The sequence below is a fragment of the Leptospira chreensis genome, assembly GCF_016919165.1.
In the GTDB taxonomy this organism is placed as follows: domain Bacteria; phylum Spirochaetota; class Leptospiria; order Leptospirales; family Leptospiraceae; genus Leptospira_A; species Leptospira_A chreensis.
The window spans coordinates 1-12,144 of the sequence record NZ_JAFFPS010000025.1; the positions used below are offsets into that span (position 1 = coordinate 1).

General features: G+C 40.8%; 10 protein-coding genes and 2 pseudogenes. 2 read left to right on the top strand and 10 right to left on the bottom strand.

Annotated features, from left to right (window positions below; all coding sequences use genetic code 11):
* The 5 genes and pseudogenes from JWG41_RS07375 to JWG41_RS07395 all read right to left on the bottom strand — a co-directional run.
* A pseudogene (locus JWG41_RS07375) lies at positions 1-418 on the bottom strand (hypothetical protein); the annotation flags it as partial.
* Positions 419-476: 58 nt separating this feature from the next.
* Positions 477-1,136: an O-methyltransferase gene (locus JWG41_RS07380; RefSeq protein ID WP_205269290.1), complete on the bottom strand. Its 660-nt coding sequence runs from the start codon at positions 1,134-1,136 to the stop codon at positions 477-479.
* Complete coding sequence (locus tag JWG41_RS07385) at positions 1,133-1,972, bottom strand: MBL fold metallo-hydrolase (protein WP_205269291.1); 840 nt, start codon at positions 1,970-1,972, stop codon at positions 1,133-1,135. Before JWG41_RS07385 ends, JWG41_RS07380 begins: the two co-directional genes overlap by 4 nt.
* Complete coding sequence (locus tag JWG41_RS07390; protein WP_205269292.1) at positions 1,972-3,375, bottom strand: M16 family metallopeptidase; 1,404 nt, start codon at positions 3,373-3,375, stop codon at positions 1,972-1,974. Before JWG41_RS07390 ends, JWG41_RS07385 begins: the two co-directional genes overlap by 1 nt.
* Positions 3,372-4,922: a M16 family metallopeptidase gene (locus JWG41_RS07395; RefSeq protein ID WP_205269293.1), complete on the bottom strand. Its 1,551-nt coding sequence runs from the start codon at positions 4,920-4,922 to the stop codon at positions 3,372-3,374. Before JWG41_RS07395 ends, JWG41_RS07390 begins: the two co-directional genes overlap by 4 nt.
* A gap of 21 nt (positions 4,923-4,943) precedes the next feature.
* Between JWG41_RS07395 and JWG41_RS07400 the strand changes: the two genes are divergently transcribed.
* Together JWG41_RS07400 and JWG41_RS07405 are read left to right on the top strand one after the other, a co-directional pair.
* Positions 4,944-5,627, top strand: a complete 684-nt coding sequence (locus JWG41_RS07400; RefSeq protein ID WP_205269294.1) for a hypothetical protein — start codon at positions 4,944-4,946, stop codon at positions 5,625-5,627.
* The gene (locus JWG41_RS07405; RefSeq protein ID WP_205269295.1) at positions 5,628-6,059 is read left to right on the top strand and encodes a lipoprotein; all 432 of its coding nucleotides are present in this window, start codon (positions 5,628-5,630) and stop codon (positions 6,057-6,059) included.
* Positions 6,060-6,074: 15 nt separating this feature from the next.
* On the opposite strand, the gene mpl17 is transcribed toward JWG41_RS07405, so the two are convergent.
* The 5 genes and pseudogenes from mpl17 to JWG41_RS07430 form a co-directional block, all read right to left on the bottom strand.
* Positions 6,075-6,503, bottom strand: coding sequence for a cell surface protein MPL17 (gene mpl17, locus JWG41_RS07410; RefSeq protein WP_205269296.1), 429 nt, complete (start codon positions 6,501-6,503; stop codon positions 6,075-6,077).
* 13 nt (positions 6,504-6,516) lie between these two features.
* On the bottom strand, positions 6,517-7,674 hold the full coding sequence (locus JWG41_RS07415; protein ID WP_205269297.1) for a DNA methyltransferase: 1,158 nt from the start codon (positions 7,672-7,674) through the stop codon (positions 6,517-6,519).
* Between the two features lie 76 nt (positions 7,675-7,750).
* The gene (locus tag JWG41_RS07420) at positions 7,751-8,707 is read right to left on the bottom strand and encodes an RluA family pseudouridine synthase (RefSeq protein WP_205269298.1); all 957 of its coding nucleotides are present in this window, start codon (positions 8,705-8,707) and stop codon (positions 7,751-7,753) included.
* Between the two features lie 3 nt (positions 8,708-8,710).
* The gene (locus JWG41_RS07425; RefSeq protein WP_205269299.1) at positions 8,711-9,940 is read right to left on the bottom strand and encodes a PilZ domain-containing protein; all 1,230 of its coding nucleotides are present in this window, start codon (positions 9,938-9,940) and stop codon (positions 8,711-8,713) included.
* Between the two features lie 2 nt (positions 9,941-9,942).
* A pseudogene (locus tag JWG41_RS07430) lies at positions 9,943-12,102 on the bottom strand (alpha-hydroxy-acid oxidizing protein); the annotation flags it as partial.
* Positions 12,103-12,144 lie beyond the last annotated feature (42 nt).

Consider the following 12,144-nt stretch of genomic DNA (forward strand, 5'->3'; position numbering starts at 1 on the left):
CAGCAAGTAGGTTTTGGGTTTTGGTATCATAGTTCTTAGAAAATTTTCCAAGGAGAGTGGAGATATCTTTTTCCAAAGCCACCATCGCTTTTCCGGAAGCGATATAAGCACGACGATAGTAATAACGTAAAACCACTTGGTAGTCTTTTTTGATTTTGTCGAGTGCTGTTTTCGAATCAGGAACTTCATCCCCAAAGTTTGCTGTCACAATCGTTAAGAGTTTGATGGCATTGATGACTCGGTCTTTGTTATTTTCGGAAATGTTCTTGTACTGTTTGCGTTCTAAGTTATTTCCTTGGTCCAGTTTGTCCAATTCTTCGAAGGACTCTTTCCCTTTTTCAGGAGCTCCCGACTCTTGCGCAGACAAAGACAAACCAAAGAAACAAAACGAAAGGATGATGAAACTATTTTTTAACACGAAACTTGCTCTCCTTAAACCAAGGAGCAGAATAGCCGAGATTACAAGGGTTTGACTACTATTTTTTATCCTTTTGGAAAAAGAGTAATCCATCGCCGACAGGATACAAAGTATAACTAGAAACTTGGGATTTTACCTCATCCCAAAGAGACATGACGGCCAAATCCGATGGTTTCTTTGGATCGGGATGAAGCACCCTACCATGCCACAACATATTATCGAATAAAAAACTAGACCCGGGTTTTGCTTCCGCCCAAAGGATACGAAAGATCTCCGGGTAGGTAATTTTATCACAATCTACAAAAAAGAGATCGGACTCCAGCCAAAGATCTCGCCTCTCACTTAAGAATTCCATCACAGAGGCGGTGATCCGTTTAACATGGATTTGTTCCCAAATCCCCATTTTCTTCGCATACTCATCCAAAAGAGAGGCTTGCTCCTCATGTCTGTCCACGGTGATAAACTGCGAGTTCGGGGAACCTACTGCCATCCAAAGTGTCGAATAACCAAGCCCTGTTCCCAATTCCAAAACTTGGTTTGGTGATAACAAGGATACCAAATGAGACATCACGGCTCCAGTGGCCGCCGTCACAATGGGAATATTCTTCTCTTTGGCGTACGCTTCCATTTCCGAAAAGATCGGACTTGGTTTGTACACCAAACTAGAATCAATAAATGATTCCAATTCTGGAATATAAATGCTGGGCCTTGGTTTCATGTTTTGGGAGGCAAAAAAAGAGAAACGCGGTCTTTGAGAATGGGTGGAACTTTTTTACGAAGGATATCGTTTAACTCACGATAGCTGTAACGTTTAGACGGATGGATGAGGACAATGGCTTCATTTTCAAAGGCGGAGGCATGTTCGATGATCTCATCAAAATGGGTATGGCCCCATTCCCGAGCCCGACTCACATCTCTTTTATCGCAGTAGTATGTACATTCCATAAAGAGAATTTTACTCTTCCGAACATCTTCGTTTTCTAATACATATTCAATTTTTGTATCCCCAGAAAAGGAAACAAAGGGAACCGAGATTTCTTCTGTAGGATCTTCTCCCAAATCTTTTTTATTTCGAATTTCTTCGGAACTAAGACTGGTCCATTCCTTCTTTAACTTCCGTTTGGTTTCATAAACCGTATAACCTTGCGAAGGAACACGGTGAAAACTTTCCCAAGGTTTAAAAAAATATCCGGGTTTCAAATCCACACGATCGCCAAAGTTAAGACCAATCAATTCACACTCATAATCAAATCCTTCGATTTCCGAATAGAGTTTTAGGATTTGCGACATTTTGGGTTCTAATGATTTGGGAAGATAGATTTTGGGAACAGAGAGTTTCCGTAGACTCCTTTGAGATACATAATAAGGAATCCCACAAGAATGGTCTAGATGAGCATGCGATAATAGAATTTTTCCGATATGGATTTTGTCAGGATTGATAAACCCAAAATCAAACATAAAGTCAAGGGAAGGACAAATGATGGATGTCCGAATCCCACCTTCGGACAAACCTTCAAACTTAGTTCCCTTATATTCGAAACTAGCAGTTAACATTAGTCTTCCGGATTCAAAACCTTGACTGAACCCTGAAAGGAGGATTCCAAAGCCTTAGGTCCCACAATGGTCACCAGTAATTTGTCCGATTGGAAATAAAGTTTACCCACTCGTTTTAAGTCAGCAAGAGTCAAACGATCAATTTCTTTTCTGAAGTTTTGTAAATACCCTTCTGGCATTTGATGATCACGCCTACGCACTTCGCTGGCGAGAGTTCGTTTATCATCTTCAAATTGAAATACAAACTGGTTAATGATGGCGTTTTTCGCACGAACCAGTTCTTCTTCGGTTAAGGAATCAATGAGTTTGGGTTGGATGAGCTCTCGCATCAGAGAAAGAACTTCCTTTGCTGATTCGGTTTTAGTCATCGCAAAAAACTGAATGGTTCCATAGTTTTCTTGGAACTCGGTATTACTTCCCGCCGAATAAGCAAGTCCCCTATTGTTTCGAATCTCTCTCATATAATAAGAGTTAAACCCACCAGCGCCAATGATATAATTCAAAACTTGGATGGCATAAAAATCAGGATGGTTGTGTTCGGGGAGAACACCTATCATAGAAATAAAAGTTTGGTTTACATCTTTGGTTACCAAACGAATTTGTTTTCCTTCTTTTTTTACATTTTCAGCGAGTAAAGAAGGAGTGATGGTTTCGGACTCTCTTTGTTTTGATTCTTCCACCAAATTGGGGAAAAAACTTTCCCAAGATTTCAAATCAAAATCACCGGTCACAAGGAATCTACGTTTGGGTTCATTTAAGATTTCTTTTTGGAACTGAACGAGGTCAGTGAGTTTCAGTGATTCTAATGAGAAAAGCTGCATCGAAGTTCCAGCGATGGTTCCGCGAAACAAGGCTTCCTTCGCTTTTCTGGATCCAAGGGCTGTCGGGTTATCGTTTCTACGTTTGATTTCTTCGCTTAGTTTTCCTTTGGTTGTCACCATCAAGGACTCATCCAAATTCGGTGCTACAAAAAAGGACTGAATTACTGGAAGGACTTCCTTCTCTGTGGATTTGAGATAAGCAATGCTAAAAACTGTTTTTTCATAATCGATGGAAACAGAAAAAGAAGCTCCATAGAACTCGAGTGTTTCTAAAAACTTCTCCTTAGGAAATTTTGCCGATCCGGACAATTCCCAACTATCTTCTAATAATCTGGTTATCTCAACGACGCGTTTCCCTAAATGTTTTTTTCCATGATAAACATAGATATCCGCATAAACGATAGGAAACTCAGCATTTTTGAGTGAAAAAACTTCCACACCTGACGGTTGTTTCGTGGAAGTAATCTTTGGAACTTCAAATTCCAAAGGTTTGAATTGAATCTCCCGAACAAATTCCCCCATCTCGCGTGCAGATAGCGTGGAAATCGCAAAAACAAATAAAATTAAATAAATACGTTTCATTCTGATTTTTTCCTTACATCTTCTAAAACACCCACCACCACTTTATCTTTGGATAGATAAGTAGGAATTAATGTCTGGATATCGTTGGATGAGGTTTTCATAATGGAGGAGTATTGGCGAAAAAGCCCCGTCCAATCTCCATATAACAACTGATAATAACTCAGTAAATCAGCAATACTTCCGTTTTCATCCAAGGTTTTGATAAAGTCAGAAACCATTTGGTTTTTTACCTTATCCAATTCCTCTTTAGGAACACCCGTTTCTTTAATTTTAGCAAGTTCTTCCCAAATGATTTTTTCAATCGCTTCTGGTTTGGCATCGGAATTGGGTTTGATAAAGAAAACAAAATAATTCTGGTATCGTTCTCCCGGATAACCGTTGGCCGCTCCCACACTCACTGCCAATTTTTCTTCCAAAACAAGACGTTTGTAAAGTCTAGATCCCGTTCCGGAGGTTAATACTGTTGATAATACATCGAAGGAAGAATTGTCTTTATGAGGATATGGGGGTTTTAGCCAACCCACCATCATCTGACTTCCCGAAGGATGGTAAACTTTGAATCGTTTTTCTCCCGGAAAGGATTTTTCTTCCACCTTATAACTAGGTCTTGGTTTACCCGGTTTTAGATCAGAAAAATATTTACGAATGATGGATTCAGTTTCTTCAAAATCAAATTGTCCCACAATCGAAATCACCATTCGATCGGGAGTGTAATGTTTTTGAAAGAATGCCTTGGTATCATCGATTTTTAAAAAAGGAAGGCCTGTGGAATAACCAATCACTGGTTTTCTGTAAGGATGGCTTTCAAAAGCCAAAGAGAAAAACTTTTCACGAAGAACACCTGCTCCACTGTCATCCGTGCGCATCCGGCGTTCTTCAATCACTACATCTCTTTCGGTATAGTATTCTCTTAAGATGGGATTTTTCAATCTGTCCGATTCAATCTTTGCCCAAATTTCAATTCTGTTGTTCGGAAGTTGGATTTGGTAGTTTGTGACATCTTGTGAAGTATAAGCATTAAATCCAACCTCACCATTTTGTTCATAAATGTAGGAGTCTTCGTTTTTAACGATAAAGGCATCTTGGAGTTGGATGAGATTTTTTAACCTTCGATTGAGAGTTTCTGCCTCTTCTTGTAAAGAATTGGGAATGGTTTCCCCACGTGTTGTGAGATCACGAATTTTTAATTTGAGATCATCTAGTTCGGTTCCCCAAACTTCGATTTGTTTTTGATATTTTTCTTCTTTTGCAAAGTCGGTGGTTCCGACATTCTTCGTCCCTTTGAAAAGCATATGTTCCAAAAGGTGAGCGGTTCCCGCCTCTTCTGGTGTTTCATCCACGGCTCCCACAAGAAATTTGATATATAAAGCGACTGTGGGCGAAGTTCCCCGTTTCATCAGCACAACGGTCAGTCCATTGTCCAAACGAACGGTCTTTATCTTTTCACGGAACTGGGATTCGGAAGTGCCAAAGAATTGGTCCTGAGAAAAAAGCGGTAAAAATTGTAGTGAGAAACAAAGGAAAAAGATTCGTAATTTCGACATCATCTCCTAGTCTTGAAGGTGGAAATGGTTCGTAAACTTCTAATTTTAAGCCTCTTTTGTTCCTGTCGCCTCTTCACGATTGCTGATCCCAATTACGTAGAACGAGCCCTTCTCAATGAAACTGATGAAGGTTTTATCTCTCGTGAATTCTTTCAAATCAAAGTCGAAATCCCCGTTACCTACAAAGAACTCTCAGGGGTCGCACGAAGGGAAGATTGTAAAAAGAGAGCCTTTGTCGAGAGGGAAAAATTAAGTTTGCCCTTCCTTTTAAAAATCCAAAGACAAAAACATAAGTTTGGGGAAGGTTTTCAGGAATATGCTCAGTCCTTAGAAGGAAAAGATAGAGAAACAAGACTCATAAGCAATGCCCCCCAAAACCCAGGAGCGGCAGGTACAGCAACCACCACAACACCGGCCACTACGACCACTTTACCGAGCCAGCTAACCCCCCAAGCGCAAACCACTACAAATACAACCCAAACCCAAACCATGGGTCAGAACCTAGGCGAAGTTAGGGGGAATCCCCAAGACAAAAAAGAGAACCATATTGACCTGACGCACAACTTTGCTTGGTTCTTTGATGGTCTCAATCTTTATAAAGAAGATTACAGTGACCGATCAAAATGTGCTTTCCTATTCCGAAACATCCAACCTAAATTAATGGAACGTGTGGAGAAAACTCCCATTGCAGAACCTAGGAAATTGTAAATGAACCAAACACTCAAAAGGATGATCCTTTCTTTCGCTATTGTAACTCTCGTTTGGAATTGTAAGTCCAAAGAAACCAAAGTAGTTGTGCCAGAGGCCAAAGATACTGAAAATGAAGTGATTCTAGAATTTACGAAAGCTAAGGAAGGATTTATTTCTGAGTCTTTATTCCAAGTAGCAGTCTCTAGTGTTTTAGAAACAGAGTCCGCTCGTGCAGATGAAGCCAAAACCATTGCCGAACAAAAGTCCCTGAACTTATTAAAAACATACACCATCCCTAATCTTTCTGACAAAGGACGAAAAGAACTACGAGATATTTCGAAAGAAGGAAAGATCGTTGATAAGAACGTTTCTGTTGGCGGAAGGTATTTTTTCTTATACCAAATTCAGAAAGCCAACTTGAAACGTCTTGTGACCAAAGACTTAGAATAAACTTCTAAGTCGGCGTTAGATGGAAAAAGATTTGTTCACCTTAGCGGGTATACAAATGTTTTTCACAAAGTTACAATAGAACAATTTTGCATCGAGTTGTAACTTACCCTTACCTTCTACTTGGAAGGTTAAGGGTTTTAAGTATTCAAAGTATTCTGGTTTTTTGGGGTGCACTGGCCCTTTCAATTTCAAATCAGCATTCGTGACTTTTAATCCGTCAGCACCCGACAAAAGAATCCGATGAGGTGCTTCCATTTGGAAACCAAAGTCTTTTGGCAAAAACAACTCCAATTCGTATTTACCCACTGCTTTCTGTTTGATGGAAATTTCAATCGGGTGCGATTCTAAGGGATCTGCACTCAGTTGACTGATAGAATCATTACAACCGGCAAATCCCAAAGAAACAAAAAAAGAAAGTAAGGCCAAAAAACGAATTTGTTTCATACAATGATTAGACTTACAAAACTTTTCGTAAGACCACACATCGGTTGGAATTTGTACCTTTTTCATTATTGGAAACTTGCCAACAATTGGAAAGTTTTGTGAAATTTTGGGTATGGACATAGGTTTTGTTCCAAACAAGTCCCGTTCCCTCAGCCATCCGCACCACATCTTCATCCAAATACAGAATGGAATTTCCTTTTTTGACTTCGCCCACTTCCATAACCATATAAGAACCTTTTTTAAGAACCCTTGCAGATTCTTTTAAGGTAGAGCGAATGAATTCATTCCAATCATTGATATTGCTAAAGATACTGAGTTTTCTGTCTTTTGACTTCTTAATGTCCAAAAACCAGTGGCGTAACCAGTTGTCTCCTTCATAGTCCACCTTATCGAGGAAAGGTGGGGAAGTCACAATCAAATCCACCGATTCCGAATCTAAATTTGGAACAGAATTCGCAGAATTCAGTGAATACAAATTGTTTTTAGAAAATTCATGATAAAATGGAGGAATGGGAAGTGCCAAATCTCGTTTCATCTTTTGGTAAATTCTTGGTTTGATGGGACGGTAATCTGGAGTTTGTCCCCGTTTGATATTGTTCTTGGCTTGCGCTTCCGAAGGAATAGAAACTTGCGGAAAAGTATAAACAGAAAAAAATCCAGTGCTATGGCCATGTAATCGAGACAAGGCGATCAGAGAAATGAATTTCATTTCCACAGATGGATCTTCTGCCATATGCTTCTTCAGGTTTTTGATTTCCTTTAGAGTACGCGGATGGAAAAAAGGAAGGAGATTCACATCAAAGGGATCATCCTCTACTTCCGCTTCCAAATCCAAAGAATTTAACTTTTTCTCTAATTCTTCCAGTCTTGGAACGTATTGTCTCGCGCTCGCAAGGAAAATCGATAGAGGGTGGATATCATTATGAACGGCCACATGACCTTCAATATTCGCTTGAATGGCCGTAGTCCCTCTTCCACCAAACGGATCGTAAACGACCCTATTTTTCTTTTTTAGAAATTCCTTCATAAAGAAAGAAGGGAGTTCCGGTTTGAATGATGCTCTATAACTTACGGTATGATGAATTGGATGTCCTTGGCGTTGTTTTGCAGTCCAAAACTCACCAAATACAATCTTATCGGAATCCTTTAATAGTCTGCCTGCTCCTGCCATCCTTTGCAAAAGCCTCCTCTCTCTTTATAGAAAGATCGGAGTAAAGACGAATTCTAAATTGGATTTTTATTAAAACCTATGGGACATAGTCTTTATAATTAGGGAAGAAGGATAGTATCTCTCTCAATGGATTGGATTTGACTGTCACTTGGCTCTGGGTTCTTTCATCCATATAACTTATGCTATGTGCATGTAAGAGTTGGCGATCAAATCCGAGTTCCGCAAGTAAAGTTGGACTCATACCTGACTGAACAAAATCCAAAAACATAGTTTCTCTTGGGCCATACAATTTATCACCTAGGATAGGAAAACCCAAATGGAGAAGACTGGCTCGAATTTGGTGGATCCTTCCCGTCACTGGTTTCACTAACACCAAACTTATGTTTTGTGATTCGTTATAATCCATTGGAAAGAAATGAGTAGATACCGTCTTGGAATCGGTAAATTCCATTGGCGAAAATTTCATTTTCTTGCGAACAGCGGAATCCAAATCCCGACCCATAAATCCCTCGAGAGACAATTCACTTTCGAACTTCCCCCGCACCACTGCCAGGTATTCCTTTTTTACTTCTCTGGATTCAAATTTCTTTTGGAGCCAGGTGCGACTCTCTTCCGTTTTGGCAAAGATCACAATCCCTGAGGTCTCCCTGTCCAATCTATGAACGGGAATAGCAATCGGATAAACCTTTTCCAAAAGATTGAGTAAGGTTTGGGTTCGGTATCTCCCTGCTGGATGCATGGGTAAGTTCCCCGGTTTATCGACAAAGAGAAACTCAATCGTTTCCCTTAAGATGGTATAGTTTGTATCCACATCTGGTTCTCTGATCCGACCGGGAATGGGTTCATAGGTCAAAGTATCTCCTTCTCGAAGGACTAGCTGTGCTGTGGCCACTTCGCCCTGGACTTTGACACGGCTCTCCCCAAGTAAAAAAGCCCACTCTTCCGGATCATGATAAGGAAATTTGCTGGTAAGGAATTCAAAGACCGTCCTTCCCCCATAAGGGTAACGGATCAATGATTGATAAGAAGTCATGGTTTAAGATTCAGGAGTGGATTCATCTGCAGGAAAATCGGCATCCATGGCCTGACCGAAAGGATCCCCAGGTTCATCCGCAGCACCGACTACAGTAGATTCTTCTTCTGATGTTTCTACATCGGATGCGGGTTCTCCATCTGGATTGGATTCCGTCGATGCTTCTGCGGCAGCTTCTTCTTCCTTTCCTACGTTGAGGAAACCTTCTAAAACCTCTACGTCTTTTTCTGTTAGGTTGTAGAACTGACAACCCACTCGAAAGTTCGTTTCTTGGTTTCGGATGTTTTTGATGATTCCACGAATGGTAACACGTTTGCCCTCTTCCAAGTTCAAATCAAAAAGGATGGTTCCGTTCAAAGTCACAGACCTAGAAAAAGAACGGGAAGGCGCATGAATAAAACTGATCCCTCCCATACTTAAGTCCATTACCTGACAGACATCGCGTGATTCCTGGAAAACACCGGTGCTAATGATATCGCGACTGACTGCATTCGAAAAGGTTTGGATTTGTTTATAAATTTCAAAATCGAGAGGTTTTTCGGATAAAACTTGGACGTAACCCAGGTGAACATAACCTTTATATTTAATCGGAACACAAATTTCAGAAGTATAGGTATCAGGAATTTTAGAATTATCGAAAATTCTTAAGTATTCATCAAATGGAAAAAAAGCAGGAGAAGCGGTAGATTTCTCCTTACGATCAATGATAAAAATATCCTTATCGTAGTGGTGCATCAGACGAAGGCGGTTGTCCATACGTCCAGCGAAGAAAATAGAAGATTGAGGAAATGCCTTTGCGAGTTTGGTTCTATAAGCAAGAAGGATGGTATCTACTTTTTTATCATCAAATCCAATAGCTTTCGATACATCGTTTACGTTGATGATATTGGAAACAACAAGTCCTGTTTGGATTTGACTGGCTTCCACCCGAGCCCCTTGTCTTGTGGCAGCACTGATTTGGATTTTGACGGGTGTTAATATTTCTACGCCGTTTCCATCTCCACCAGCCACAATGAAATGGGCAAAAAACTTGCTACCATTGTGGACAACTGTAAGAATCCGATCGCGGTTCGGAAACTTTAGATTGGTACTGATGATGAGTGCCTTATTTTTTAAAGCAATGATCTTTACTGGATATTCTTTTTCCGCATTGATAATGTATGCAGGAAGTTTACCAAAAAGTGCGGTAATGACTTTCAGAATACCTTCGGGGTCTTTGATTTCCTTTTCCATACTCAACCGTGAAGTTTATGAAGCAACATAGTTCGCTTGATGTCCACCAAAGTTTTCGCTCCGGTAACACTCATGGATTGTTTTAGTTCTTCCGAATATTTTTGTAAAAGAAAACGAATTCCTGCATCTTCACCACCAACAAGAGAAATAGCAACAGGACGTCCAAGAAGAACAGCATCGGCACCAAGAGCTAACATTTTAAAAACATCCATCCCGGAACGAATGCCACCATCGACAAGGATTGGGATTTTCCCCTTTACCACTTCGGCAATTTTAGGAAGAACACGAGCCGTTCCAGGCATTCCGTCCAAAACTCGGCCTCCATGGTTCGAAACAACGATTGCGGAAAACCCTCCCTCTAGAGCCAATTTTGCATCTTCTGGGTTCATAATTCCTTTGAGGATAAAGGGTAATTTGGTTTTTTCTTTTAGTTGGACAAGTCTGTCCAAAGGTCTTGTGATACTGGATAAATTCTTCTGGACCATGGTTTTGAAGTTCACGGCATCAATGTCCATTCCGAGAGCGAACACTCCGTCCGCTTCTGCCTCAACAAACCTGTCCACTAACATGGATTCGTCTGCCCTTGGTTTGCAGATCAGGATTCCTTTTCCTCCGGATTTTTTTAATGCCTCTAACATAATTTTATATTTTTCGGGAGAGGCACCGTCCCCAAGCCAAGCAAGGCTTCCATTTTGAACAAAGGAACGAACCACAAGATTTGCATAATCTGCATCGGTCATCACAAAGTTCATATTGGTTCCCACCCCTGTCATAGGAGCTGCCATGATGGGAGTTTTTAAATCATATCCTAAAAACTTGGTTTGGATTTCTGGTGCTACATGATCCCGGATATAACCGGGAAGAATGGAATATTCAGAGAGGGCCAGACTATTGTCATGGAAGGTTTCCATACGACCCACCCCTCCCATTCCGGGAATCCCTGAGGCGCAATTGCTACCATCACATTGTTTACAAACCCAACAAATATCCTTACCAAACCGTATGCGGGCTTGGTCCCCTATTTCTTTTTCTGTGATGGAAAACTGTTCATCTACTTCAAATCGAATGGTCTTTTTTACTTTTTCAAAAACAAGTTCTGCATCTTTTAATGTGTCAGCAACTATGATGACATGACCCGACTTATCGATGTTATTTGTCGGTTCCTTAATGATATCTCCGGGTTTGGATTGGATAAAAACTTCGGAAACTCCATCGATTTTTTTGATTTCTTCCACCCCACCGATGGAAACGAGTTTTCCCGAGGGAGAAAGTAACGAACGTTCTATGGAAATGCGACTCAGAACAGGATCTAAATTGTCGGGGGTTTCTCCGAGAGAAATCAAAAGAGCCGCACGGTTTAAATTCACACCCGTGGATAAGGGATAGGTAAAGGCGGACATAAAACCACCAGAAAGTCTTGCGGCAATTTCACCAATTTTCACTCCATCCTTTGTGACTTTGATATCGCCCTTACCAGCGCCTAAATGAATTCCTAGAGCTCGCATACCGCCTGCCATCACTCGCTCCACTTCATCCAAAACTTCCTTGGACATCGCAGAAGGCATGTTATGCCCTACTTCAATAAAATATGGTTCTCGTTCGATGATTCTGTCGGCGATTCCCGTCATTCGGATCTGACCTTGGAAAGCCAAAGCATCCACGGAAAGTTCAGGGCCTTCCATATATTCTTCTAAAATCAATTCTCCTGTCGGACAAAACCGTTTCGCATGACGAAAGGCAGTGGGAAGGTCATCTTTGTTTGTCACTTTGATGACACCACGAGCTCCCATATTGTCAGCAGGTTTCATCACCAGAGGAAATGTTAAAGAATCAAGTGCATCCTTTGCATCTTGTAAAGACCAAACAGGGGCAAAACGAGGAATGGGCATTCCAAATTCCTTTAACCTTTGACGCATCTTTACTTTGTTAGATGCCGCTTCCGCATCCACAAAACGAATGCCTGGAAGTTGTAAAGCAGAGGCCACGGCGGCAACGGTCATACTCGCATCTGTTCCCGCAGTGATGACCCCGTGTATCGGAGAATTTTGAACAAATTTTTTAGACTCTCTGACCATTCCTTCCACGTCTTTTGTGGACATGATGATAGATTCATCTGCAATTTGAAATCCAATGGAAGTGGGTGAAACTAAAGAAATGAAAGTTCAAATTCGTTACAGAAGTGCACCTGTTCATTGTTTGGTGAC

Coding starts and splice junctions, on each gene's coding strand:
- JWG41_RS07380 (WP_205269290.1), bottom strand. CDS start 1,136: ATGAAACCAAGGCCCAGCATTTATATTCCAGAATTGGAATCATTTATT.
- JWG41_RS07385 (WP_205269291.1), bottom strand. CDS start 1,972: ATGTTAACTGCTAGTTTCGAATATAAGGGAACTAAGTTTGAAGGTTTG.
- JWG41_RS07390 (WP_205269292.1), bottom strand. CDS start 3,375: ATGAAACGTATTTATTTAATTTTATTTGTTTTTGCGATTTCCACGCTA.
- JWG41_RS07395 (WP_205269293.1), bottom strand. CDS start 4,922: ATGATGTCGAAATTACGAATCTTTTTCCTTTGTTTCTCACTACAATTT.
- JWG41_RS07400 (WP_205269294.1), top strand. CDS start 4,944: ATGGTTCGTAAACTTCTAATTTTAAGCCTCTTTTGTTCCTGTCGCCTC.
- JWG41_RS07405 (WP_205269295.1), top strand. CDS start 5,628: ATGAACCAAACACTCAAAAGGATGATCCTTTCTTTCGCTATTGTAACT.
- mpl17 (WP_205269296.1), bottom strand. CDS start 6,503: ATGAAACAAATTCGTTTTTTGGCCTTACTTTCTTTTTTTGTTTCTTTG.
- JWG41_RS07415 (WP_205269297.1), bottom strand. CDS start 7,674: ATGGCAGGAGCAGGCAGACTATTAAAGGATTCCGATAAGATTGTATTT.
- JWG41_RS07420 (WP_205269298.1), bottom strand. CDS start 8,707: ATGACTTCTTATCAATCATTGATCCGTTACCCTTATGGGGGAAGGACG.
- JWG41_RS07425 (WP_205269299.1), bottom strand. CDS start 9,940: ATGGAAAAGGAAATCAAAGACCCCGAAGGTATTCTGAAAGTCATTACC.